The 26,101-nt window shown below is 63.3% G+C and carries 20 protein-coding genes; 18 read left to right on the forward strand and 2 right to left on the reverse strand.

The genetic code is table 11. The features are described 5' to 3' along the window. Positions 1 to 109: 109 nt before the first annotated feature. From KI242_RS24125 to KI242_RS24150, 6 genes are all read left to right on the forward strand, one after another. Positions 110 to 1,078 (forward strand): FecR domain-containing protein, encoded by a 969-nt coding sequence (locus KI242_RS24125; RefSeq protein WP_011062880.1) that lies wholly within the window; start codon positions 110 to 112, stop codon positions 1,076 to 1,078. 121 nt (positions 1,079 to 1,199) lie between these two features. Further along, complete coding sequence (locus KI242_RS24130) at positions 1,200 to 3,818, forward strand: TonB-dependent receptor (protein ID WP_053153416.1); 2,619 nt, start codon at positions 1,200 to 1,202, stop codon at positions 3,816 to 3,818. Positions 3,819 to 3,930: 112 nt separating this feature from the next. Next, a complete protein-coding gene (locus KI242_RS24135; protein WP_011062882.1) occupies positions 3,931 to 4,539 on the forward strand; it encodes a biliverdin-producing heme oxygenase in 609 nt (202 codons plus the stop codon). Between the two features lie 117 nt (positions 4,540 to 4,656). Next, complete coding sequence (locus tag KI242_RS24140) at positions 4,657 to 5,058, forward strand: YbaN family protein (protein WP_053153419.1); 402 nt, start codon at positions 4,657 to 4,659, stop codon at positions 5,056 to 5,058. Between the two features lie 187 nt (positions 5,059 to 5,245). Then, positions 5,246 to 7,390, forward strand: coding sequence for a methyl-accepting chemotaxis protein (locus tag KI242_RS24145; RefSeq protein WP_212805614.1), 2,145 nt, complete (start codon positions 5,246 to 5,248; stop codon positions 7,388 to 7,390). Between the two features lie 98 nt (positions 7,391 to 7,488). After that, positions 7,489 to 8,844, forward strand: coding sequence for a CoA transferase (locus tag KI242_RS24150; protein WP_077934666.1), 1,356 nt, complete (start codon positions 7,489 to 7,491; stop codon positions 8,842 to 8,844). 44 nt (positions 8,845 to 8,888) lie between these two features. On the opposite strand, the gene KI242_RS24155 is transcribed toward KI242_RS24150, so the two are convergent. Together KI242_RS24155 and arcD (KI242_RS24160) are read right to left on the reverse strand one after the other, a co-directional pair. After that, the gene (locus KI242_RS24155; RefSeq protein WP_015636748.1) at positions 8,889 to 9,758 is read right to left on the reverse strand and encodes a DNA-3-methyladenine glycosylase; all 870 of its coding nucleotides are present in this window, start codon (positions 9,756 to 9,758) and stop codon (positions 8,889 to 8,891) included. Then, a complete protein-coding gene (gene arcD, locus KI242_RS24160) occupies positions 9,755 to 11,182 on the reverse strand; it encodes an arginine-ornithine antiporter (protein WP_011062887.1) in 1,428 nt (475 codons plus the stop codon). Before arcD (KI242_RS24160) ends, KI242_RS24155 begins: the two co-directional genes overlap by 4 nt. Before the next feature lie 453 nt (positions 11,183 to 11,635). Here arcD (KI242_RS24160) and arcD (KI242_RS24165) point away from each other — a divergent pair, with 453 nt between their 5' ends. The 12 genes from arcD (KI242_RS24165) (at position 11,636) to KI242_RS24220 (ending at position 26,040) form a co-directional block, all read left to right on the forward strand. Beyond that, complete coding sequence (gene arcD / locus KI242_RS24165) at positions 11,636 to 13,063, forward strand: arginine-ornithine antiporter (protein WP_011062888.1); 1,428 nt, start codon at positions 11,636 to 11,638, stop codon at positions 13,061 to 13,063. Positions 13,064 to 13,108: 45 nt separating this feature from the next. Further along, positions 13,109 to 14,365 (forward strand): arginine deiminase, encoded by a 1,257-nt coding sequence (gene arcA / locus KI242_RS24170; RefSeq protein ID WP_011062889.1) that lies wholly within the window; start codon positions 13,109 to 13,111, stop codon positions 14,363 to 14,365. Between the two features lie 84 nt (positions 14,366 to 14,449). Next, complete coding sequence (locus tag KI242_RS24175) at positions 14,450 to 15,460, forward strand: ornithine carbamoyltransferase (RefSeq protein ID WP_025126828.1); 1,011 nt, start codon at positions 14,450 to 14,452, stop codon at positions 15,458 to 15,460. Positions 15,461 to 15,522: 62 nt separating this feature from the next. Further along, entirely contained in the window at positions 15,523 to 16,452 is a 930-nt protein-coding gene (gene arcC, locus KI242_RS24180) for a carbamate kinase (protein WP_011062891.1), read from the forward strand. A gap of 72 nt (positions 16,453 to 16,524) precedes the next feature. Next, the gene (locus tag KI242_RS24185) at positions 16,525 to 16,884 is read left to right on the forward strand and encodes a DUF5064 family protein (protein WP_041119603.1); all 360 of its coding nucleotides are present in this window, start codon (positions 16,525 to 16,527) and stop codon (positions 16,882 to 16,884) included. Positions 16,885 to 17,058: 174 nt separating this feature from the next. After that, positions 17,059 to 18,567, forward strand: coding sequence for a sigma-54-dependent transcriptional regulator (locus tag KI242_RS24190; RefSeq protein WP_011062893.1), 1,509 nt, complete (start codon positions 17,059 to 17,061; stop codon positions 18,565 to 18,567). Positions 18,568 to 18,880: 313 nt separating this feature from the next. After that, positions 18,881 to 19,264 (forward strand): glycine cleavage system protein GcvH, encoded by a 384-nt coding sequence (gene gcvH, locus KI242_RS24195; RefSeq protein WP_011062894.1) that lies wholly within the window; start codon positions 18,881 to 18,883, stop codon positions 19,262 to 19,264. A gap of 9 nt (positions 19,265 to 19,273) precedes the next feature. Then, entirely contained in the window at positions 19,274 to 22,129 is a 2,856-nt protein-coding gene (gene gcvP, locus KI242_RS24200; protein WP_015636751.1) for an aminomethyl-transferring glycine dehydrogenase, read from the forward strand. A 178-nt stretch (positions 22,130 to 22,307) separates the two neighbouring features. Then, entirely contained in the window at positions 22,308 to 23,684 is a 1,377-nt protein-coding gene (locus tag KI242_RS24205; protein WP_065365373.1) for an L-serine ammonia-lyase, read from the forward strand. Positions 23,685 to 23,725: 41 nt separating this feature from the next. Further along, complete coding sequence (gene gcvT / locus KI242_RS24210) at positions 23,726 to 24,850, forward strand: glycine cleavage system aminomethyltransferase GcvT (RefSeq protein ID WP_019094558.1); 1,125 nt, start codon at positions 23,726 to 23,728, stop codon at positions 24,848 to 24,850. Positions 24,851 to 25,242: 392 nt separating this feature from the next. Continuing rightward, positions 25,243 to 25,455, forward strand: a complete 213-nt coding sequence (locus KI242_RS24215; RefSeq protein ID WP_007977299.1) for a cold-shock protein — start codon at positions 25,243 to 25,245, stop codon at positions 25,453 to 25,455. Positions 25,456 to 25,551: 96 nt separating this feature from the next. Further along, positions 25,552 to 26,040 carry an RDD family protein gene (locus KI242_RS24220; protein ID WP_077934668.1) on the forward strand — a complete coding sequence of 163 codons (489 nt, stop codon included), beginning with the start codon at positions 25,552 to 25,554 and terminating at the stop codon, positions 26,038 to 26,040. Positions 26,041 to 26,101 lie beyond the last annotated feature (61 nt).

A 26,101-nucleotide genomic window follows, 5' to 3' on the forward strand; every position in this document is an offset into this window, starting at 1 on the left:
CAACCGCTGAGCAGAATGACTGCGGCAGCCCCGAGCCTTTGTTAACCTTGGCCGGCTTTCGCTCTCTCTTGAAAAAACAGCCGCGCACAGACGCAGCCGAGGAACACCCGTGACGGATTTTCACAGCGCCGAGCCGCCCACCCCTGCCGGCCCGCACTCAAGCACCCTGGCCATGGATCAGGCACTGGATTGGCTGATCGAGCTGGAACATCCGAACGAGGAACAAGTGCGCCAGTTTCATCAGTGGCTGGCGGCTTCACCGCTCAACGCCCAGGCCTTCGAAAAGGCCCAGGCGATCTGGAATGGCCCGCAAGTGGCGCAATGCGCCCTGACCCTGGCAGCGCCACCGAAAGTCTCGCGCCTGGCGCGCCTGCGCCCCCACTGGAAACCCCTGGCCACCGCCGCGGTGCTGCTGCTCGGATTATTCAGCTTCAGCAACCTGCCGCTGCGCCTGCAGGCCGACCACCTGACCCAGGTCGGCGAGCGCCAGCGCCTGCAGCTCGAAGACGGTTCCAAGGTGCTGCTCAACACCAACTCGGCCTTTTCCAGCGACATCAACGATCACCAGCGCGTGGCCCGGCTGTACCAGGGCGAAGCCTTCTTCGAGATCCCCGGCAATCGCGGCCTGCCCCTGGAACTGGACGCCGGCCCGGTCAAGGCCAGCGTGCGCGACACCACCTTTGCCGTGCGCTACCTGGACGGCGTGGCCCAAGTCCAGGTGCAGCGCGGTGACATCGACCTGCGCGCCACCCACGCCGACCAGCGCCTGCGCCTGCGCGCCGGGGAAAGCGTGCGGGTCGGGCCCCAGGGCTTCGACCAGCCGGCCAGGCTCGACGCCGACAAGGAACTGGCCTGGGTCCAGGGCCGCCTGGTGTTCGAGAACTGCCCCCTGAGCCAGGTCCTGGCCGAACTGCGGCGCTATTACCCGGGCTGGATCGTCAACAACAACGAACACCTGGCAAAGGTCGCGGTAACCGGCAACTACCGCCTGGATCAGCCTCTGGACGTGGTGCGTTCCCTGGCCCACATCACTTCGGCACGGCTTTCCGAGTTCCCGGCACTAGTGATTCTCAACTGAGAACAATTATTTTTACGCGATCTCTACGGGTCGTACGTCTCGTTATAGCCAATGCAACTGATTCGCATTTTGAATGCGTATCTGCACCTATAAAAGTTTCGTGCGACCCGGAGCGCTCTCGATGTCCCCTCGCCTCAACAGCCGATCCCCTGTTCCCTGTGCCCGCCTGCAAAACTGCACCCTGTCGCTGCTGACCGCAGCCATCCTGCTGGCCGGCGCCCACGCTGCCCCCGTGATGGCCGCCGATGCCCCGGCATCCTCCAGCCAGCGCATGGGCAACTACAACTTCGCTATCGCCCAGCAGCCGCTGGTATCGGCGCTCAACGCCTTTACTGCGGTCACCGGCTGGCAAGTGGGCCTGCCGGCGGAGCTGGGCAGCGGGGTGTCCTCCCCGGGCGTGCGCGGTTCGCTGCCACCGGAAAAGGCCCTGGATCGGCTGCTCAGCGGCACCAACCTGAGCTACCGCAAGCTGGGCAACAACAACATCGTTCTGGAAAAGCGCAGCGCAGCCAATGTGGTGAACCTGCAGCAGGTGACCATCAGCGCCACCCGTCAGGAGCAGGACATCAACTCGGTACCCAGCACCGTGAGCGTGCACACCCGGGAAGAACTCGACCGCCAGAACGTCAACACGATCAAGGAACTGGTGCGTTATGAGCCTGGTGTTTCAGTCGGCGGTGCAGGCCAGCGTGCCGGTATCAGCGGCTACAACATCCGTGGTATCGACAGCGACCGGATCCTCACCCAGGTGGACGGCGTGGAAGTGCCGGATCACTTCTTTAGCGGCCCTTATGCCAAGACCAACCGTAACTACGTCGACCCGGAAATCGTCAAGCGCGTGGAAATCCTGCGTGGCCCGGCCTCGGTGCTCTACGGCAGCAGCGCCATCGGTGGCGCCGTCAGTTATTACACTCTGGACGCCGACGACATCATCAAGCCCGGCGAGGATTTTGGCGCGCGCCTGAAGACCGGCTACAGCTCGGCGGACGAAAGCTGGCTGAAATCCGGCACCTTCGCCGGGCGGGTCGGCGAATTCGACGGTTTGTTGCACCTGAGCCAGCGTGACGGCCACGAGACCGAGTCCTATGGCAGCAACAACGGCACCGGCCTGAACCGCACTGCCGCCAACCCGGAAGACGCCCGGACCACCAACGTACTGGCCAAGCTCGGCTGGAACTATGCGGACGACGCACGCCTGGGCCTGACCTACGAAAAGTACAAGGACGACCGCGACACCAATCAGAAAAGTGCGGTGGGCGGCCTGTTCCTCAATGGCGTTGGCCAGAACTGGTATCGCTCGCGCGTCGGCAACGACACCATCACCCGCGAACGCTTCGGCCTGGAAAACAGCTTTGCCCTGAACTCGCCGATCGCCGACCAGATCAAGTGGAGCCTGAACTACCAGATCGCCAAGACCGACCAGACCACCTCCGAGCGCTACAACCCGGTGTCGATCTTCAGCCCGGTGGCGCGTGACGTGCAGCGTGAGCGGAAAACCCTGTACCAGGAAAAACAATGGGTGTTCGACGCTCAGCTGGACAAGGCCTTCGCCCTGGGTGAAACCGATCACCAGTTGACCTACGGCACCACTCTCAAGCAGCAGAAGGTCACGGGCTCGCGCTATGGCACCGCCAGTTGCCTGGCCGTCGGTGCCGGCTGTACCGCGATTGGCGCGCCGAGCCCTTCTGCCGGTGACAGCGTGAAGAAGTCCAGCGACTTCCCGGACCCGACCATCAACACCTACAGCCTGTTCGTCCAGGACCAGATCAGCTGGAACGCCTGGACCTTCACTCCGGGCCTGCGCTATGACTACACCCAACTCAAGCCCAAGCTGACCCAGGAGTTCCTCAATGTCGCCAACCCCACCGGCAACTTTCCGGTCAGCGACGACAAGAAGACCTGGCATCGGGTTTCGCCCAAGTTCGGCCTGACCTACAGCTTCGACGAGCACTACACGGCCTATGGCCAGTACTCCGAGGGCTTCCGCACGCCGTCGGCCAAGGCGCTCTACGGCCGCTTTGAAAACATCACCACCGGGTACATCGTCGAGCCCAACTCCAACCTCAAGCCGGAAACCAGCAAAGGTTACGAAACCGGACTGCGAGGTAATTTCGACGCCGGCTCCTTCGATGTCTCGGTGTTCTACAACCAGTACCGCGACTTCATCAACGAAGACGCCATCACCGCCGGCGCGCTGCAATCGGTGATCCAGAGCAACAACATCAAACACGCCACCATCAAGGGCGCCGAAGCCAGGGGCCGTCTCAACCTCGATGCCTTCGGTGCACCACAGGGCCTGTACAGCATCGGCTCGCTGGCCTACGCCTACGGTCGCAACAATGACAACGGCGAACCGATCAACAGCGTCAACCCGCTCAAGGGCGTGTTTGGTCTCGGCTACGACCAGGACAACTATGGCGCGCTGCTGAGCTGGACCCTGGTCAAACGCAAGGACCGGGTCGACAACAGTACCTTCAAGGCCCCGGATGGCCGCACCACCAGCGGCCAGTTCAAGACACCGGGCTACGGCATCCTCGACCTCAGCGGCTTCTACAAGGTCACTGACGACCTGACCGTGAACGCCGGCCTGTACAACCTGACCGACAAGAAATACTGGAACTGGGACGACGTGCGCGGCTACGACAGCGTCGGCGAAGCCGGCCAGACCGCACCCGCCAACCTCGACCGCCTGACCCAGCCAGGCCGCAACTTCTCGGTCAACCTGGTGTGGGATATCTGACGCCTGGACACCTCACTGCCCTTTTTCATCCAGGGCAGTGAGGATTTTTTACTGTGTCGCGTCTTCTTGTTCGTCTAGTCACTAAGTGCCTCTCATTCTCAAGGACATCTGCATGACCTCCCAGGATTCCTCCCAGCGTCACCACCTGCGCTCCCAACGCCTGAACCAGATCACCCACGAGCCGCATTCCAAGCTCGACGCCCTGGTCAAGGCCCATGCGCCCTTCGAAACCCAAGGTGCATTCGCCCGTTTCGTGGTGGCCCAGTACCTGTTCCAGTCGGAACTGGTGGACCTGTACAACGATGCCGAACTGAACAAGATCGTCCCGGACCTGGCCGAGCGCTGCCGCGCCGAAGCTGCCAAGGCTGACCTGGCCGACCTGGAAACCGAGGTTCCTGCACCAGTGGCCGGTGCCGTCAGCAACCCGAGCCAGGCCGAAGCCCTGGGCTGGATCTTCGTCTCCGAGGGTTCCAAGCTGGGTGCCGCGTTCCTGATCAAGCGCGCCGTGGGCCTGGGCCTGAGCGAAACCTTCGGTGCCCGTCACCTGGGCGAACCAGCCGGTGGCCGCGCCGAAGGCTGGAAAACCTTCACCCGCATCCTCGACGGCCTGGAGTTCACCGCCGAAGAAGAAGCCGCGGCGGAAAAAGGTGCCCTGGATGCCTTCAACCGCTTCACCGTGCTGCTGGAACAGGCTTACTCCGGCGCCGCACAACCGGCCTGACCCGCGTAGTTGCGGGCAGGTGGCGCGCCAAGGCGTGCCCCTGCCCGCAGCGGTATTTTGTCGGCCGGCGGCATTCGCGGATTGAGCCGTACGACGCGTTACCTCATCATCGAAACCATGACCCCCACTCGCCCCTCCTCGTCGAAGATTTCCCGCCTGCTGTTTGGCGCGCTGGCCTATGTCAGCCTGGCCATCGGCCTGATCGCCATCGTCGTACCCGGCCTGCCGACCACCGAGTTCATCCTGCTGGCTGCCTGGGCCGCCACCAAGAGCTCGCCACGGCTAAGCGCCTGGATGGAGAACCATCGCCTGTTCGGGCCTATCCTCTGCAACTGGCGCAACGGCCGGATCGTCAGCCGCAAGGCCAAGATCAGCGCCACGGTCAGCATGCTGCTGTGTGCCGGGCTGATGCTGACCCTGCTCAACCATCACTGGACGATGTATGCCGCCATTGCCGGCATGACCCTGGGCAACCTGTGGATCTGGTCACGCCCCGAAGCCCTGCCGCAGGCCTCCTGACCTGCGCCCGCTGGCAGCTATGCCCTTGCCCCTAAGGCCATATATGTCAAGGACATGACCGTTCGTCGGCAGCCCCTCACGCAAAGGCCGCCCGAGCCGATGTTCCGGGCATAGCGCTGAATGGACTTGGCGACCGGAGTCATCCGATTCCGTGCTTTCCATCCGTCCTTTCGCGAGATCGCCCCCCATGTTCGACTCTCTCTCCATTCGCCTGAAAATAGTGCTGTTGTCCGGACTGTGCCTGTTGGGCGTAGTGGCGCTGATCGTCGGCATGAACCTGTACCAGAGCCAGCAGAACAACCAACTGGTCAACACCTCCAGCACGCGGATGCTCACCGCCGGGGTCGAAGAGTTGCTGCAGGCAAAGGCCGCCGACCAGGCAGTACGGGTGCAGAAGACCTTCGGTGAAAGCAACCTGGTGATCACCGCCCTGGCGGACCAGGTACGCGACCTGCGTGACATGGCGAGCAAGCGCGGCCTGGAAGCTGCGGCACTGCGCGAAGAGCTCAACCACAGCCTGAAGACCGCCTTCGAGCGCAATCCCAAAGTGCTCGGCATCTGGCTGGCCTACGAACCCAACGCCCTGGATGGCAAGGACAGCGAATTTCTCAATGACGCAGCCCGTGCTTCCAACGAACGCGGGCGCTTCGCCACCTACTGGAGCCGATCCGGGGGCCAGCAGTTGAACACCGTGATGGTGGAAGACGACCTGACCAAGACTACCCTCAACCTCAGCGGCACCCCCTACAACGTCTGGTACACCTGCCCCCGCGACAGCCGCCGTACCTGCCTGCTGGACCCCTACGCCGACACCATCGGCGAGGACAAGAAACAGGTGCTGATGACCACCATCTCCCAGCCCTTGCTGGTGGACGGCAAGGTCATCGGGGTGATTGGCGTCGACATCGCCCTGGACTCCCTGCAGGCCGCGGCCGGCGAATCCCAGCGTTTTCTGTTCAACGGTGCCGGGCACATGATGATCGTCGCCGGCAGCGGCTTGCTGGCGGCCGTGGGCGCCGATGCCAGCCAGGTCGGCAAGAACATCAACGAAACCCTCGGCGCCCAGGGCAAGGACATCCTCGCGCTGCTCGCCGGCAGCCAGAACAAGGTCCTGCAACAGGGTGAACTGATCCGCGCGGTCTACCCCTTCAGCCCGATTGCCGATGCCAAGCCCTGGGGCGTCACCATCGACCTGCCGCAACAAGTGCTGCTGGCAGACTCGGTAAAACTGCAAGGCCTGCTGGATGAGGCCCAGACCAGCGGCACGGTGAAAACCGTACTGGTGGCCGTCGGCGCCGGCCTGCTGGGCCTGCTGCTGATCTGGCTCAGCGCCTCGGGCGTGACCCGCCCGATCAACAGCGTGGCGCAGATGCTCAAGGCCATCGCCAGCGGCGACGGCGACCTGACCCAGCGCCTGGACTACAGCAAGAAAGACGAACTCGGCGAACTGGTGGGCTGGTTCAACCGCTTCCTCGACAAGCTGCAACCGACCATCGCCCAGATCAAGCAGAGCATCACCGAAGCCCGGGGCACCGCCGACCAGTCTTCGGAAATCGCCCGCCAGACCAGTGAAGGCATGCAGGTGCAGTTCCGCGAAATCGATCAAGTGGCCACCGCCTCCAACGAAATGAGCGCCACTGCCCACGATGTTGCCAACAGTGCCTCCAATGCCGCCCAGGCCGCCCGTGGCGCAGACCAGTCGGCCAAGGAAGGCATGACCATCATCGAGCGCAGCACCCGGGACATCAGCCTGCTGGCCGACGAGGTGAGCAAGGCGGTGGGGGAAGTCGAAGCCCTGGCGGTGAGCAGCGAACAGATAGGGTCGGTGCTGGAAGTGATCCGCAGTATTGCCGAGCAGACCAACCTGCTGGCCCTCAACGCCGCCATCGAAGCGGCTCGCGCCGGGGAAAGCGGTCGCGGTTTCGCCGTGGTGGCCGATGAAGTGCGCAACCTGGCCAAGCGCACCCAAGACTCGGTGGAGGAAATTCGCGTGGTGATCGAACGCATCCAGAGCGGCACCCGGGATGTGGTGACCACCATGCACGCCAGCCAGAGCCAGGCGCAGAACAGTGCCGGGCAGATCCAGCAGGCAGTCCAGGCCCTGGGCAAGATCAGCGACGCGGTCACTGTGATCAGCGACATGAACCTGCAGATCGCCAGCGCTGCCGAGCAGCAGAGCGCGGTGGCCGAAGAGGTCAACCGCAACGTCTCGGCGATTCGCACCGTGACCGAAACCCTCACCGAACAGGCCAGTGAGTCGGCCCAGGTCAGCAGCCAGCTCAATGCCCTGGCCACCCAGCAAATGAAACTCATGGATCAGTTCCGGGTGTAAGCGCTGCTCCGGCGCCAGCCGCGGCCGATGACCAGGGGTGATCGACAGCCGCGGCAGTTTCAGGGTGCAATGCCCTCCCCTGATCCGCGGAGTGGGCCATGACCGAGTTACTCGCATCCATCCAGGCCGCGCTGGGCCTGGCGTCATCAAGCATCCGGCAAACCGGCCAGGGCGCCCTGCCCTCGGCCTTCGCCGTGACCGACCTGGCCAGCGCCAGCATTGCCGCTGCCGGGCAGGCAGTCGCTGAACTCCTGTACAGCCAGACCGGACGCCTGCCAGAGGTCAGCGTCGACCGGCGCCTGGCCTCGTTCTGGTTCGCCAGCTCGATCCGCCCGCAGGGCTGGAGCCTGCCATCACCCTGGGACCCGATTGCCGGCGACTACGCCAGCCGCGACGGCTGGATTCGCCTGCACACCAACGCACCTCAGCACCGGGCCGCCGCCGAACGGGTGCTGGGAGCGGTGACCGAACGCTCGGCCATGGCCGCCCAGGTGGCCACCTGGAACGCCCTGGAACTGGAGCAGGCGATAGTCGACCAGGGCGGTTGTGCCGCGCAGATGCGCAGCTGGGCGCAGTGGCAGGCCCACCCCCAGGGCCGGGCGGTAAACAGCGAACCCCTGGTGCACTGGCTGCCCCAGGCCGATCAGCGGCACAAGGCCTGGAGCGGTCGCGTCGACCGGCCCCTGGCCGGGCTCAAGGTACTGGACCTGACCCGGGTCCTGGCGGGCCCGGTGGCCAGCCGCCTGCTGGCGGGGCTCGGGGCCGAGGTGTTGCGCATCGATCCGCCACATTGGAACGAGCCGGCCCTGGAGCCGGAGGTGACCCTGGGCAAACGCTGCGCGCGCCTCGATCTGCACGACCTTGAGCAGCGTGCCCTGTTCGAAGGCTTGCTGGCGCAGGCCGACCTGCTTCTGCATGGCTACCGCGCCGATGCCCTGGAACACCTGGGTTATGACGCCCAGGCACGCCAGAAAATCGCTCCGGGGCTGATCGAAGTCAGCCTCAATGCCTACGGCTGGAGCGGCCCCTGGCGCAACCGCCGGGGCTTCGACAGCCTGGTGCAGATGAGCTGCGGCATCGCCGAAGCCGGCATGGCCTGGAAAGCCGCGGACAGGCCTGTGCCACTGCCGGTCCAGGCCCTGGATCACGCCACCGGTTACCTGATGGCAGCCAGCGCCCTGCGGGCACTGACCCGGTCCCTGAGCGGCGAGCAGGGCGCATCGGCGCGCCTGTCCCTGGCCCGTACCGCCCAGTTGCTGGTTGATCATTCCCCGTCAGCGACCGCCGAAATTCCACCGCGCGCCGAAGACCACGAGGATCAGGGGCTGGTGCTGGAACAGACCCCTTGGGGGCCGGCGCGGCGCCTGCGGGTGCCGTTGCACATCAATGGAACGCCGGTGCAGTGGAGTTGCCCGGCCACCGCCCTGGGCGCCCATCGCCCCAGATGGTGGTGAAGGCCCTGGCTGCCAGTTGATCCCGTAGGAACCGGCGGACCGTTTCAGCCCATGGCCGCCCACAAATGCTGCGCCGCATAACCGCGCCACGGCCGCCAGGCCTCGGCCCGGGCCAGCAGTTGGCGGGCATTGGGCCGCAGCCCCTGCAGACGTGCCACAGCGTTGAACAGGCCTACGTCCGCCGCCGGAAAGGCATCGCTCTCGCGCAACTGGCGCAGGGCGATGTATTGCGCGGTCCAATCGCCGATTCCCGGCAATTGCAACAGGCGCTCCACCCCCTGTTGCAAGCTGGCCCTGGGTTCGAACAGGAGTGGATCGTCGAGCAAGGCCTGGGCCACGGCAGACAGCGTGCGTGCCCGGCTGCGGGGCATTCCCAGGTCGGCCAGGTTGGCAGTGGACAGCACCTGGGGAGTGGGAAACAGGTGGGTCAAACCAGGCCACTGCGGGTCGGGACTGGCCAGCAACCGGCCATGCACCGCCACCAGCTTGCCCGCCAGGCGGATCGCGCCCTGCACGGTGATCTGCTGGCCCAGCACGGCGCGAATGGCCAGCTCGAAACCGTCCCAGGCCCCGGGTACTCGCAGGCCCGGGCGTGCCGCCAGCAACGGTGCGAGCAGCGGATCACGGGCCAGATGGCGGTTGATCAGGGACAGGTCCGCGTCCAGATCGAATTGCCGGCGCAAGCGCGCCAGCACCTGGGGCAGCAGGGCCTGCTCGGCCCCCTGCAACTGCACCTGCAAATGGCCTGCAGGCCCCGGGCAGACACTCAAGATGCCTTGCCCGCCCGCCAGCGCGAAGGTGCGGGCATAAGTATCGCCCTGCACCACCTCCAGGCCTTCGATGGCGCGGGCCCTGAGAAAGCCCAGCATCGCCGGCCAGTCGTAGGCGCCCTGGTAGGGCAGGTGATGAATCACAGCGCCAGCAGGCCGCTGTACAAGCCATAGGCCGCCAATGAGGCGCCGATGACCACGGCCGCGAAGATCAGTTTTTCCAGCGGGGTGAACAACGGCTCGCCCTGCTCATGCTTGGCCTTGGCGAACAGGATTACCCCCGGCGCATACAACAAGGCCGACAGCAGCAGGTACTTCAAGCCGCCGGCGTACAGCAGCCAGATGGCGTAGCTCAGGGCCACGGTGGCGATGAACAGGTCCTTCTTGCGTTCCCGGGAGGCCTGCTCGTAGGTTTCCCCGCGACCGCTGAGCAGCACCGCATAGGCCGCCGACCACAGGTAGGGCACCAGGATCATCGACGACGCCAGGTAGATCAGGCTGGTGTAGGTGCCGGCAGAGAACAGGGTGATCAGCAGAAAGATCTGGATCATCACGTTGGTCAGCCACAAGGCATTGACCGGCACATGGTTGGCGTTTTCCTTCTTCAGGAAAGCCGGCATGGTCCGGTCCCGGGCGGTGGCGTAGAGGATCTCGGCGCACAGCAAGGCCCAGGACAGCAAGGCCCCCAGCAGGGAAACCGCCAGGCCGATGCTGATCAGCAAGGCGCCCCAGGGGCCGACGATATGCTCCAGCACTGCCGCCAGGGAAGGATTCTGCAATTGCGCCAGCTCCGGCTGGCTCATGATCCCCAACGACAGCACGTTGACCAGTACCAGCAGCGCCAGCACCCCGAGAAAACCGATCACCGTGGCCCGCCCGACATCGGCGCGCTTCTGCGCCCGGGCCGAATACACGCTGGCGCCCTCGATACCGATGAACACGAACACCGTGACCAGCATCATGTTGCGCACCTGGTCCATCACCCCGCCGAAGTTCGGGTTGCTGCGGCCCCAGATATCCCGGGTGAAGATATCCGCCTTGAATGCCACGGCAGCGATGACGATGAACATCACCAGCGGCACGATCTTCGCCACCGTGGTCAGCTGGTTGATGAACGCCGCCTCCTTGATCCCCCGCAACACCAGGAAATGCACGGCCCACAGCAGGACCGAGGCACAGCCGATGGCCACCGGGGTATTGCCCTGGCCGAACACCGGAAAGAAATAGCCCAGGGTGCTGAACAGCAGGACGAAGTAGCCGACGTTGCCCAGCCAGGCACTGATCCAGTAACCCCAGGCCGATGAAAAGCCCATGTAGTCGCCGAACCCGGCCTTGGCATAGGCGTAGACCCCGGAATCGAGCTCCGGCTTGCGGTTGGCCAGAGTCTGGAAGACGAAGGCCAGGGTCAGCATCCCCACCGCGGTGATGGCCCAGCCGATCAGCACCGCTCCGGCATCGGCCCGGGCCGCCATATTCTGCGGCAGCGAGAAGATCCCGCCACCAATCATGGAACCCACCACCAGGGCGATCAATGCACCGAGTTGCAGCTTCTGCGCCGGTTGTGACATCCCTACCTCTGCTTCAGTGAGTCGATCTGGCGATTAAAGCTACACGCTATTAAATAACTTCTACAAATTTGCGTCTAACAGTAACAGTCAATTATTTATCCTTTAAGCAACGGGCGTCTGTACACCCCGTAGAAAGCCCTGAATAACCGACTGTTTTGTTATGTATATGCACTAAGTGCCATCACTACCAAGTGATTAATCAATGCCGCTGAAAGATTTGCACATTCCCCAAAAGGGTCTAGTTTCAAACGTCGTCGGCAATGAGAACCGCTACTGATAAGGAGATCGAAACCTGTCTGGAATGGCCCTCTCCGGGCAGCATTCTACCCCTCGCAACAAATCTTAAGTCATTCATTCACAACGGAATGCAGTAATGAACTGATCTGAGTCAGCTGTTCGGATTGCAAGCAGATTTACTCTGACGTCTCTCTTCTCCTGCATTGGAGTCATGCAATGTCTGAATCCCCCGGTAAACTAAGACTGGGCGCCTTAGTCGCCCTGGTAGTGGGTTCCATGATTGGCGGCGGGATCTTCTCCTTACCGCAAAACATGGCCGCCAGCGCCGATGTTGGTGCTGTTCTTATTGGTTGGGCAATTACCGCTGTCGGCATGTTGACCCTGGCCTTCGTCTTCCAAACTCTAGCCAATCGCAAACCTGATCTGGATGGCGGCGTCTACGCCTACGCCAAGGCCGGGTTCGGTGACTACATGGGCTTTTCATCGGCCTGGGGTTACTGGATCAGCGCCTGGCTGGGCAACGTCGGCTACTTCGTCCTGCTGTTCAGCACCCTGGGCTATTTCTTCCCGATCTTCGGCGAGGGCAACACCCCCGCGGCCGTGATCGGCGCCTCTGTTTTGCTCTGGGCCGTGCACTTCCTGGTGCTGCGCGGCATCAAGGAAGCGGCCTTCATCAACCTGGTGACCACGGTTGCCAAGGTGGTGCCGCTGCTGCTGTTCGTGCTGATCGCCCTGTTCGCCTTCAAGCTGGATATCTTCACCGCCGACATCTGGGGCGTGAAGAATCCGGACCTGGGCAGCGTGATGAACCAGGTGCGCAACATGATGCTGGTCACCGTGTGGGTGTTCATCGGCATCGAGGGCGCGAGCATCTTCTCGTCCCGGGCGGAGAAACGCTCGGATGTGGGCAAGGCCACCGTCATCGGCTTCATCACCGTGCTGCTGTTCCTGGTGCTGGTGAACGTGCTGTCCCTGGGGATCATGACCCAGCCGGAACTGGCCAAGCTGCAGAACCCGTCCATGGCGGCAGTGCTGGAGCATGTGGTGGGCCACTGGGGCGCGGTACTGATCAGCGTCGGCCTGATCATCTCGCTGCTGGGGGCGCTGCTGTCCTGGGTGCTGCTGTGCGCGGAAATCATGTTCGCCGCCGCCAAGGACCACACCATGCCGGAGTTCCTGCGCCGCGAGAACGCCAACCACGTACCGGCCAACGCCCTGTGGCTGACCAATGCCATGGTGCAGATATTCCTGGTCATCACCCTGTTCTCGGCCAGTACCTACCTGTCGCTGATCTACCTCGCCACCTCGATGATCCTGGTGCCCTACCTGTGGTCGGCGGCCTACGCAGTACTGCTGGCGGTGCGCGGCGAAAGCTATGAACAGGCCCTGGCCGAACGCAAGAAGGACCTGATCATCGGCAGCATCGCCCTGCTCTACGCGATCTGGCTGCTGTATGCCGGCGGGGTCAAGTACCTGCTGCTCTCGGCCCTGCTCTACGCCCCCGGCGTGGTGCTGTTCGCCAAGGCCAAGATGGAACTGCACAAACCGATTTTCACCAACGTCGAGAAGCTGATTTTTGCCGCAGTGGTCATAGGCGCCCTGGTTGCGGCCTACGGACTCTACGACGGCTTCCTGACCCTATAGCTCTAGCAACACCCCCGATTGTTTTGTCTCTGGAGGATCACAGTAATGACCACGGAAAAAGTTAAGTACGGCGTACATTCCGAAGCCGGCAAACTGCGCAAAGTCATGGTTTGTTCCCCAGGCCTGGCCCATCAGCGGCTGACCCCGAACAACTGCGATGAACTGCTGTTCGATGATGTGCTGTGGGTGGCCCAGGCCAAACGCGACCACTTCGACTTCGTCACCAAGATGCGTGAGCGGGATATCGATGTGCTGGAAATGCACAACCTGCTGACCGACATTGTCGCCATGCCCGAAGCCCTGGACTGGATTCTGGAGCGCAAGATCACCGCCAACCAGGTCGGCCTGGGCCTGGTCAACGAAGTCGGTTCGTGGCTGCGCAGCCTGGAGCCGCGCAAGGTCGCCGAGTACCTGATCGGCGGTGTATCGGCCGATGACCTGCCCACCAGCTTCGGTGGCAAGACCATCGAGATGTTCCGCGACTTCCTCGGCCACTCCAGCTTCATCCTGCCGCCGCTGCCCAACACCCAGTTCACCCGCGACACCACCTGCTGGATCTACGGCGGCGTGACCCTGAACCCGATGTACTGGCCGGCGCGACGTCAGGAAACCCTGCTGACCACCGCCATCTACAAGTTCCACCCCGAGTTCACCAACGCCGACTTCCAGATCTGGTACGGCGACCCGGACCAGGAACACGGCAACGCCACCCTGGAAGGCGGCGACGTGATGCCGATCGGCAACGGCGTGGTCCTGATCGGCATGGGCGAGCGCTCCTCGCGTCAGGCCATCGGCCAACTGGCGCTGAACCTGTTCAAGCACAAGGCCGTGGAGCGCGTGATCGTCGCCGGCCTGCCGAAATCCCGCGCGGCGATGCACCTGGACACCGTGTTCAGCTTCTGCGACCGCGACCTGGTCACGGTCTTCCCGGAAGTGGTGAGCCAGATCGTCGCCTTCAGCCTGCGCCCTGACGAAAGCAAGCCCGGCGGCATCGATGTGCGTCGCGAAGAGACCAGCTTCCTCGACACCGTGGCCAAGGCCCTCAACCTCAAGGCCCTGCGCGTGGTGGAAACCGGTGGCAACGCCTTCGCCGCCGAGCGCGAGCAATGGGACGACGGCAACAACGTGGTGGCCGTGGAACCCGGCGTGGTCATCGGCTACGACCGCAACACCTACACCAACACCCTGCTGCGCAAGGCCGGGGTCGAGGTCATCACCATCAGCGCCGGCGAACTGGGCCGGGGCCGTGGCGGCGGCCACTGCATGACCTGCCCGATCATCCGCGACCCGATCGACTACTAAGCGACCCTATCCGACATAGCAGCTTGCCGTTGCCCCTACAAAGGGCCTCGGCAAGTGGACGACCGAAATCAAAGGAGATCCATCATGGCTTTCAACATCCACAACCGTAACCTGCTGAGCCTGGAACACCACACCCCACGTGAGCTGCGCTACCTGCTGGACCTGTCCCGCGACCTCAAGCGCGCCAAGTACACCGGCACCGAGCAGCAGCACCTCAAGGGCAACAACATCGCCCTGATCTTCGAAAAGACCTCGACCCGTACCCGTTGCGCCTTCGAAGTGGCGGCCTATGACCAGGGCGCCAACGTCACCTACATCGACCCCAACTCCTCGCAGATCGGCCACAAGGAAAGCATGAAGGACACCGCCCGAGTGCTGGGGCGCATGTACGACGCCATCGAGTACCGCGGCTTCAAGCAGGAAATCGTCGAAGAACTGGCGAAATTCGCCGGGGTTCCGGTGTTCAACGGCCTGACCGATGAATACCACCCGACCCAGATGATCGCCGACGTGCTGACCATGCGTGAACACGCCGACAAGCCGATCCACGAGATCAGCTACGCCTACCTGGGCGATGCGCGCAACAACATGGGCAACTCTCTGCTGCTGGTGGGCGCCAAACTCGGCATGGACGTGCGCATCTGCGCGCCCAAGGCCCTGTGGCCCCATGACGACCTGGTGCAGCGCTGCAAGAAATACGCAGAGGAAAGCGGTGCCCGCATCACCCTCACCGAGGATCCGAAAGCCGCGGTCAAGGGCGTGGACTTCATTCACACCGACGTCTGGGTCTCCATGGGCGAACCGGTGGAAGCCTGGGCCGAGCGTATCGAGCAACTGCTGCCCTACCAGGTCAACGCCCAGTTGATGAAAGCCACCGGCAACCCACGGACCAAGTTCATGCACTGCCTGCCGGCTTTCCACAACAGCGATACCAAGGTCGGCAAGCAGATCGCCGAGCAGTATCCGCACCTGGCCAACGGCATTGAAGTGACCGACGACGTGTTCGAGTCGCCCGCCTGCATCGCCTTCGAGCAAGCGGAAAACCGCATGCACACCATCAAGGCGATCCTGGTTTCGACCCTGGCCGACCTGTAATCCCCCTCCAGCACCGGCGCCGCCCAGGCGGCGCCGGCACCGGACTCTAGAAGGACTGCATTATGCGTATCGTCGTTGCACTGGGCGGTAACGCCCTGCTCCGCCGTGGTGAACCCATGACCGCGGACAACCAACGCGCCAACATCCGCATCGCCACCGAACAGATCGCCAAGATCCACCCCGGCAACCAACTGGTGATTGCCCACGGCAATGGCCCTCAGGTCGGCCTGCTGTCGTTGCAAGCGGCGGCCTACACCCAGGTTTCGCCCTACCCGCTGGACGTGCTAGGCGCCGAGACCGAAGGCATGATCGGCTACATCATCGAACAGGAACTGGGCAACCTGCTGGACTTCGAGGTGCCGTTCGCCACCTTGCTGACCCAGGTGGAAGTGGACGCCAAGGACCCGGCATTCAAGAACCCGACCAAGCCCATCGGCCCAGTCTACAGCAAGGAAGAAGCCGAGAAGCTGGCCAAGGAAAAAGGCTGGGCCATCGCCCCGGATGGCGACAAGTACCGCCGGGTAGTGGCCAGCCCGAAACCCAAGCGCATCTTCGAGATCCGTCCGATCAAGTGGCTGCTGGAAAAAAGCAGCATCGTGATCTGCGCCGGCGGTGGCGGCATCCCCACCATGTACGGCGAGGATGGCAAGCTCAAGGGCATCGAGGCCGTGATCGACAAGGACCTGTGCTCGGCGCTGCTGGCCGAGCAACTGGAAGCCGACCTGCTGGTGATCGCCACCGACGTCAACGCGGCGTTCATCGACTTCGGCAAACCGACCCAGAAGGCCATCGGCCAGGCCCACCCGGACGAAATCGAGAAGCTGGGCTTTGCCGCCGGCTCCATGGGGCCGAAGGTCCAGGCCGCCTGCGAATTTGCCCGGCACACTGGCAAAACCGCAGTGATCGGTTCACTCTCGGACATCGAAGCGATCGTCCAGGGCAAGGCCGGCACCCGCATCAGCACCGCGCAACCTGGCATCAGTTACCTGTAAGACGCTTGCAGTGAAAACTCGGGGCAGGCCCGGCGCCTGCCCTCATTTCAAAGCCCTGGAGGAGAGAAGCCTATGGCCATGTTTGAGCCCGGTCACCTGCATATCGAGCGCCATGCGCTGAACAAGGACGACTTCAGCTACAACCTGTGCATTGACTACGAAGTGGCCCACGACCCCAAGGAGGGCAAGGGCATGATGTTCACCCTGCACGGCACCATCGAAGACAAGTCCCTGAAGGAGCAGTTCTTCCTGGCCAAGGACCTGGCTTTCGACTTCGCCCGCCACGCCACCCGCCTCGCCCAGCAGCACGGCCTGCCCAAGAGCGCCAGCATTGCCTCGATGCACAAGTACTACGACGAAATGTTCGAGGACGTACGCAAGCAACTGGACGTCAAGCCCGGCGACCCGGTGAAACCCGAGCACCTTGCATAACCCCCGATCCCCTGCTGGGGCCGACGTGCCGGCGAACTGACCACGGCCCTGCATCGCTGCCCGGCCCGCCTTCGCCGGCTAGCCGGCTCCTGCGGCATGCGTGACGATTTCGACTAAGCCCCTGCCCCAAGGCATACTGGCCACCCTCCGCTTTGCAGAACCGTCAGTCACCCCATGCGTATCCACGTCAGCTTCATCGACCGCGTCGGCATCACCCAGGAAGTCCTAGCCCTGTTGGGCGGGCGCAACCTCAACCTGGATGCGGTGGAAATGGTGCCGCCCAACGTCTATATCGATGCCCCGACCTTGAGCCCCCAGGTGCTGGAAGAACTGCGCGATGCGCTGTTCAACGTACGTGGCGTGCAGGCGGTGACGGTGGTGGACATCCTTCCCGGGCAACGCCGGCACCTGCAACTGGACGCCCTGCTGGCGGCCATGACCGATCCGGTGCTGGCCCTGGACAGTGCCGGCAAAGTGCTGCTGGCCAACCCGGCGCTGATCGCCCTGTATGGTCGCGAACCGGCCGGGGAAAGCGTCGCCGAGCTGTTTGCCGACCCCGCACTGCTGGAGGCCCTGCTGGAAAACGGCTTTCGCCTGCCGCTGCGGGAAATCACCGTCAATGGCCAGACCCTGCTGCTGGACGCCACTCCCATTACCGACGCCGGTGCCCTGCTGACCCTGTACCCGCCCAACCGCATCGGTGAACGGCTCTCGGCCCTGCATCACGACCACGCCGAAGGCTTCGATGCCCTGCTCGGCGAATCACCGGCGATCCGCACCCTCAAGGCCCGGGCGCAGCGGGTTGCAGCGCTGGACGCACCACTATTGATCCAGGGTGAAACCGGCACCGGCAAGGAACTGGTGGCCCGCGCCTGCCACGCCATCAGCGCCCGCCACGGCGCGCCGTTCCTGGCCCTGAACTGCGCGGCACTGCCGGAAAACCTGGCCGAGAGTGAATTGTTCGGCTATGCCCCCGGCGCCTTTACCGGCGCCCAGCGCGGCGGCAAGCCGGGGCTGATGGAGCTGGCCAACCAGGGCACGGTGTTCCTCGATGAAATCGGCGAGATGTCGCCCTACCTGCAGGCCAAGCTCCTGCGCTTTCTCAATGACGGCAGCTTTCGCCGGGTCGGTGGCGATCGCGAGATCAAGGTCAACGTGCGCATCCTCAGCGCCACCCATCGTGACCTGGAAAAAATGGTCAACGAAGGCACCTTCCGCGAAGACCTGTTCTATCGCCTCAACGTGCTGAACGTGGAAGTGCCACCGCTGCGCGAACGCGGCCAGGACATCCTGCTGCTGGCCCGCTACTTCATGCAGCAGGCCTGCGCGCAGATCCAGCGGCCGGTATGCCGGCTGACACCGGGGACCTACCCGGCGCTGCTGGGCAACCGCTGGCCGGGCAACGTGCGGCAATTGCAGAACGTGATCTTCCGTGCGGCGGCGATCTGCGAGAGCAACCTGGTGGACATCGGTGACCTGGACATTGCCGGCACCTCGGTAGCCCGCCAGAACGATGCCGAAGTGGCCAGCCTGGAACAGGCCGTGGAAGCCTTCGAGAAGGAGCTGCTGGAAAACCTCTACGTCAGTTACCCCTCGACCCGGCAACTGGCCAACCGCTTGCAGACCTCCCATACCGCGATTGCCCACCGCCTGCGCAAATACGGCATTCCCAGCAAGGCCTGAGCTTGCGCCTGCCGCTCTGAAAGCGACCTCCATCTGTACTGAAAGCGCTACAGTGGAACGATTTCGCTACAAAGCCTTGCAATCGCAGCCGTGCAAGGCTTTGATCCTCAAAGCCTTTTTTCCGCACCCCGTGCTGTAGCGTTTTCGCTACGGCCGTGAAATTCCATTCTCTACAAAAAACACTCAACCCCTTGATTTACAACGGCCAAATAAATATTGGCCGTGTTCTTGCTATGGACATTGCCATTCGGCTCGGCGCTGTCCGAGCATTCAATCGCGTCCACCAGACGAGTCTGGCCCCTGAGGAGTTTCCATGAGCGAGTTGCGTTTTACTGAAGATCACGAATGGCTGCGTACCGAAGCGGATGGCAGTGTCACCGTCGGCATTACGGCTTTCGCCCAGAACGCCCTGGGTGATGTGGTGTTTGTGCAACTGCCGGAGCTGCAGGGCTACGACAAGGGCGCCGAAGCCGCCACCGTGGAATCGGTGAAAGCCGCCAGCGGCGTGTACATGCCCCTGGACGGTGAAGTGGTCGCCACCAACCCGGCCCTGGAAGACAGCCCGGAACTGGTCAACGAAGACCCGCTGGGCGAAGGCTGGTTCTTCCGCTTCATCCCTGCCGATGCCGCTGCCGTTGGCCAATTGCTGGACCAGGACGCCTACGACCGCCTGATCAAAGCCAGCGCCGAAGCCTGAGGAGCCGCCATGACCGTCAACCTGAGCACCGCCAACGAATTCATCGCGCGCCACATCGGCCCGCGCCAGGGCGATGAGCAAACCATGCTCAATAGCCTCGGCTTCGACTCCCTGGAAGCCCTGAGCGCCAGCGTGATTCCCGAGAGCATCAAGGGCACCAGCGTACTGGAGCTGGGCCAGGGCCTGAGCGAAGCCCAGGCCCTGGCCTCGATCAAGGCCATCGCCGCCAGGAACCAGCTGTTCAAGACCTATATCGGCCAGGGCTACTACAACTGCCATACGCCGTCGCCGATCCTGCGCAACCTCCTGGAAAACCCCGCCTGGTACACCGCCTACACCCCGTACCAGCCGGAAATCTCCCAGGGTCGCCTGGAAGCCCTGTTGAATTTCCAGACCCTGATCAGCGACCTGAGCGGCCTGCCGATCGCCAACGCCTCGCTGCTGGACGAAGGCACCGCCGCCGCCGAAGCCATGACCTTCTGCAAGCGCCTGAGCAAGAACAAGGGCAGCCACGCCTTCTTCGCCTCGCAGCATTGCCACCCACAGACCCTCGATGTGCTGCGCACCCGTGCCGAGCCCCTGGGGATCAACGTGGTGGTGGGCGATGAGCGCAAGCTGACCGACGTCAGCCCGTTCTTCGGCACCCTGCTGCAATACCCGGCAAGCAACGGTGACCTGTTCGACTACCGCGAGCTGACCGAGCGTTTCCACGCTGCCAACGCCCTGGTGGCCGTGGCCGCCGACCTGCTGGCCCTGACCCTGCTGACCCCGCCCGGGGAATTCGGCGCCGACGTGGCCATCGGCAGTGCCCAGCGCTTCGGTGTGCCCCTGGGCTTTGGTGGCCCGCATGCGGCCTACTTCGCCACCCGCGATGCCTTCAAGCGCGACATGCCCGGCCGCCTGGTGGGCGTCTCGGTGGACCGTTTCGGCAAGCCGGCCCTGCGCCTGGCCATGCAGACCCGCGAGCAGCATATCCGCCGCGAGAAGGCCACCAGCAACATCTGCACCGCCCAGGTCCTGTTGGCCAACATCGCCAGCATGTATGCCGTGTACCACGGTCCCAAGGGCCTGACCCAGATCGCCCAGCGCATCCACCAGCTGACCGCGATCCTGGCCAAGGGCCTGGTCCAGCTGGGCTTGACCGTGGAGCAGGAAAGCTTCTTCGACACCCTGAGCCTGCGCACTGGTGCCAACACCGCCGCGCTGCACGACAAGGCACGCGCCCAGGGCATCAACCTGCGGGTGATAGACGCCGAGCGCCTCGGTCTGTCCCTGGACGAAACCACCACTCAAGCCGACGTTGAAACCCTGTGGAGCCTGCTGGCCGACGGCAAGCCCGCGCCGGACTTCGCGGCACTCGCGGCGGCGGTCACCAGCGCCATCCCCGCTGCCCTGGCACGCCAGTCGGCGATCCTCAGCCACCCGGTATTCAACCGCTATCACTCGGAAACCGAGCTGATGCGCTACCTGCGCAAGCTGGCGGACAAGGACCTGGCCCTGGATCGCACCATGATCCCGCTGGGCTCCTGCACCATGAAGCTCAACGCCGCCAGCGAGATGATCCCCATCACCTGGGCCGAGTTCGGCGCACTGCACCCCTTCGCTCCCGCCGAGCAAAGCGCCGGCTACCAGCAACTGACCACCGAACTTGAAGCGATGCTCTGCGCTGCCACCGGCTACGACGCGGTGTCGCTGCAGCCCAACGCCGGCTCCCAGGGCGAGTACGCCGGCCTGCTGGCCATTCGTGCCTATCACCAGAGCCGTGGCGACGAGCGCCGCGATATCTGCCTGATTCCCTCCTCGGCCCACGGCACCAACCCGGCCACCGCCAACATGGCCGGCATGCGCGTGGTGGTCACCGCCTGCGACGCCCGCGGCAACGTCGACATCGAGGACCTGCGGGCCAAGGCCATCGAGCACCGCGAGCACCTCGCCGCGCTGATGATCACCTACCCGTCCACCCACGGCGTGTTCGAAGAAGGCATCCGCGAAATCTGCGGCATCATTCACGACAACGGCGGCCAGGTGTACATCGACGGCGCCAACATGAACGCCATGGTCGGCCTCTGCGCCCCGGGCAAGTTCGGTGGCGACGTGTCCCACCTGAACCTGCACAAGACCTTCTGCATTCCCCATGGCGGTGGCGGCCCGGGTGTTGGCCCGATCGGCGTCAAGTCGCACCTGGCGCCCTTCCTGCCCGGCCATGCCGCGCTGGAAAACAAGAAAGGCGCGGTCTGTGCCGCTCCGTTCGGCAGCGCCAGCATCCTGCCGATCACCTGGATGTATATCAGCATGATGGGCGGCGCCGGCCTCAAGCGCGCCTCGCAGTTGGCGATCCTCAATGCCAACTACATCTCGCGCCGCCTGGAAGAGCACTACCCGGTGCTCTACACCGGCAGCAACGGCCTGGTGGCCCACGAATGCATCCTCGACCTGCGTCCGCTGAAAGACAGCAGCGGCATCAGCGTCGATGACGTGGCCAAGCGCCTGATCGATTTTGGCTTCCACGCGCCGACCATGTCGTTCCCGGTGGCCGGCACCCTGATGATCGAGCCCACCGAAAGCGAATCCAAGGAAGAACTGGACCGCTTCTGCGACGCCATGATCCGCATCCGCGAAGAAATCCGCGCAGTGGAAAACGGCGCCCTGGACAAGGACGACAACCCGCTGAAGAACGCTCCGCACACCGCGGCCGAACTGGTGGGCGAGTGGTCCCATCCATACAGCCGTGAACAGGCGGTGTACCCAGTGGCATCCCTGGTGGAAGGCAAGTACTGGCCGCCGGTTGGCCGGGTCGACAACGTGTTCGGCGACCGCAATCTGGTGTGCGCCTGCCCTTCGATCGAGAGCTACCAGGACGCGTAAGCCGTCCATCACTGGAGAGCCGTGCCCCTGCAGATACCGCGTATACCTGTAGGAGCCGGCTCGCCGGCGATGAGCGAGCCCCATCAATCGGGTCGAACAGCGCGCCTGGATCGCGGGCAAGCCCGCGCCTACAAGTGCCTGCGTGCCGAGCATCACAATAAGAAACCGGAGAACCAACATGTCCCTGAGCGTGTTCGACCTGTTCAAGATTGGCATCGGCCCCTCCAGCTCCCACACCGTCGGCCCGATGCGCGCCGCCGCGCGCTTTGTCGAAGGCCTGCGCCGTGAAGACCTGCTGAAGGCCACCACCTGCGTCAAGGTCGAGCTGTACGGCTCGCTGGGCGCTACCGGTAAAGGCCACGGCAGCGACAAGGCGGTGCTGCTGGGCCTGGAAGGCGAGCACCCGGACACCGTGAATACCGAAAACATCGCCGCGCGCCTGCAGGAAATACGCAGCAGCGCGCGCCTCAACCTGCTCGGCGAACACAGCATTGCGTTCAACGAGAAAGAACACCTGGCCATGATCCGCAAGCCCCTGGCCTATCACCCCAATGGCATGATCTTTCGTGCCTTCGACAGCGCCGGTTTGCAGATCCGCAGCCGCGAGTACTACTCCGTGGGCGGTGGTTTCGTCGTGGATGAAGATGCCGCCGGGGCCGATCGCATCGTTGAAGACACCACCCGCCTGACCTTCCCTTTCCGCAATGCCAAGGAACTGCTGCAACATTGCGCTACCTATGGCCTGTCCATCAGCCAGGTGATGCTGACCAATGAAAGTGCCTGGCGCCCGGAAGCTGAAACCCGCGCCGGCCTGCTGAAGATCTGGCAGGTGATGCAGGACTGCGTGGATGCCGGCTGCCGCAACGAAGGCATCCTGCCCGGCGGGCTCAAGGTCAAGCGCCGTGCCGCGGCCCTGCACCGCCAGTTGTGCAAGCACCCGGAAGCGGCGCTGCGCGATGCCTTGTCGGTGCTGGACTGGGTCAACCTCTATGCCCTGGCGGTGAATGAAGAAAACGCCAACGGCGGACGGGTGGTCACCGCCCCCACCAATGGTGCGGCCGGAATCATTCCGGCGGTGCTGCACTACTACATGCGCTTCATTCCCGGGGCCAACGAAGACGGGGTGGTGCGTTTTCTCCTCACCGCCGCAGCCATCGGCATCCTCTACAAGGAAAACGCCTCGATCTCCGGCGCCGAAGTCGGCTGCCAGGGTGAAGTGGGCGTGGCCTGCTCGATGGCGGCCGGGGCCTTGTGCGAGGTCCTCGGCGGCAGCGTGCAGCAAGTGGAGAACGCCGCGGAAATCGGCATGGAACACAACCTCGGGCTGACCTGTGACCCCATTGGCGGGTTGGTGCAGGTGCCCTGCATCGAGCGCAACGCCATGGGCTCGGTCAAGGCCATCAATGCGGTGCGCATGGCCCTGCGCGGCGACGGGCAGCACTTCGTCTCCCTCGACAAGGTCATCCGCACCATGCGCCAGACCGGCGCCGACATGAAAAGCAAATACAAGGAAACCGCCCGTGGCGGTCTGGCCGTGAACATTATCGAGTGCTGATACGCAGCCTGTATCCGCACGTTTTTTTTCAGGAGTTGCCCATGTCCACCGAAACACTGTTGAAAACCCCGCTGCACAGCCTGCACCTGGAACTCGGCGCCCGCATGGTGCCGTTCGCCGGCTACGACATGCCGGTGCAGTACCCGCTGGGAGTGATGAAGGAGCACCAGCACACCCGTGAACAGGCCGGGCTGTTCGATGTGTCCCACATGGGGCAGATCCTGCTGCGCGGCGCCAATGCCGCCCAGGCCCTGGAGACCCTGGTGCCGGTGGATATCATCGACTTGCCGGTGGGCATGCAGCGCTACGCCATGTTCACCAACGAACAGGGCGGCATCCTTGATGACCTGATGGTGGCCAACCTGGGGGACGAACAGCTGTTCCTGGTGGTCAACGCCGCCTGCAAGGACCAGGACCTGGCCCACCTGCGCCGCCACCTGGGCGAGCAATGCGACATTCAACCGCTGTTCGAGGAACGGGCCCTGCTGGCCCTGCAAGGCCCGGCTGCGGTCACGGTGCTGGCGCGCCTGGCGCCGGAGGTGGCGCAGATGACCTTCATGCAGTTCAAGCCGGTGACCCTGCTGGGCGTGGACTGCTTTGTCAGCCGTTCGGGCTACACCGGCGAAGACGGTTTCGAAATCTCGGTGCCGGCGGCCCAGGCGGAAAAACTCGCCCGTGCCCTGCTGGCCGAGCCGGAAGTAGCGGCCATCGGCCTTGGCGCCCGCGACTCCCTGCGCCTGGAAGCCGGCCTGTGCCTCTATGGCCATGACATGAACAGCGACACCACGCCGATCCAGGCCAGCCTGCTGTGGGCCATCTCCAAGGCACGTCGTGCCGATGGCGCCCGCGCCGGCGGCTTCCCCGGTGCCGAGGTGATCTTTGCCCAACAGCAAGGCGGTGTCAGCCGCAAACGCGTCGGCCTGCTGCCCCAGGAACGCACACCGGTACGTGAAGGTGCAGAGATCGTCGACGCCGAAGGCAAGGTTATCGGCAGCGTGTGCAGCGGCGGTTTTGGCCCGACCCTGGGCGGCCCCTTGGCCATGGGCTACCTCGACATAGAGCACTGCGCACTCGATACGCCAGTTGCAGCAATAGTTCGTGGGAAAAAGGTGCCAATGCTTGTAAGCAAAATGCCATTCGTGCCACAACGCTACTACCGCGGCTGAGGGACTGTTTCTATAAGTAACGCGGTTGCGTTAAAAGTGCACTAATCTGTAACGCAACCGCCATAAAACAGTGCATATTTTCGATACTGAACTTCACTTATAACGCCCGAAAACAATTGAACAACTCTATCGAATAAGCCCCGTACGCTAGTTCCGCCAAACCTCGGCAAGCTGAGTAAAACCGGGGCTTCGCGGGGCTTGTTTTTTCTCCCATAGTTGGCGTAGAGTTTCCCCACTGTGTTTGCATGGGTCGCTTGGAATCGTGACCTGGGCAGTAGCTAACAAGTTTGCTACAACCCGTTCGACGTCTCTTACTTTCCTGCAACCCAGCCCAGTACTCTTTCATGAGAAAGAGACTGTCATTAATTTTTTAGCGTCAAAGGAAATAAGAAATGTCCCAACGTCAGAGCGGTACCGTCAAGTGGTTTAACGACGAGAAAGGTTTTGGTTTTATCACTCCAGAAAGCGGTCCGGATCTGTTCGTACACTTCCGCGCCATTCAGGGCAACGGCTTCAAGAGCCTGAAAGAAGGCCAAAAAGTGACCTTCATCGCTGTGCAAGGCCAGAAAGGCATGCAGGCTGACGAAGTACAAGCAGAAGCTTAATCGTCTGTAACGAAAAAGCCCCTGATGCTGACATCAGGGGCTTTTTTGTGCGCGCAATTCCGTAAAATGGCTTCTTTTTTCAGTCGAGAGCCTGTCATGTCGAAACATCTGCTAAGCCCCCAAGGCGAGTTCCCCGCCGCCGGCCTGGGTCGTCGCCTGGCAGCGATGTTCTATGATTTTCTACTCTGCGTCGCCCTGCTGATTGTCACGGGTGGCATCTACAAGCTGATCCAGATGCAGATCATCGGCGAGGCGCGGATGCGTACCCTGACCGAATCCGGCGCCCTGGACGGTGACCCGTTGTACTCCACGGTGCTGCTGTTCGTACTGTTCGGTTTCTTCGCCAAGTTCTGGACCCATTCCGGCCAGACCCTGGGCATGCAGGTCTGGGGTATCCGGGTGCAGAACGCCGACGGCAGCCGTATCAGCCTGTGGCAGGCGCTGTTGCGCTTCATGGTGTCGATCGCGTCCTGGCTGTGTGCCGGCCTGGGCTTCTTCTGGGTGCTGGTGGACAAGCAGAAACGCAGTTGGCACGACATCTACTCCAACAGCCAACTGGTGCGCATTCCCAAGCAGAAGAAGTAAGCCCGCCGCCTACAAAAACGCCCCGACAGATCGGGGCGTTTTTTTTAAGCGAGCAGAAGAA

This window comes from Pseudomonas sp. Eqa60, assembly GCF_018326405.1.
Lineage (GTDB): Bacteria > Pseudomonadota > Gammaproteobacteria > Pseudomonadales > Pseudomonadaceae > Aquipseudomonas > Aquipseudomonas protegens.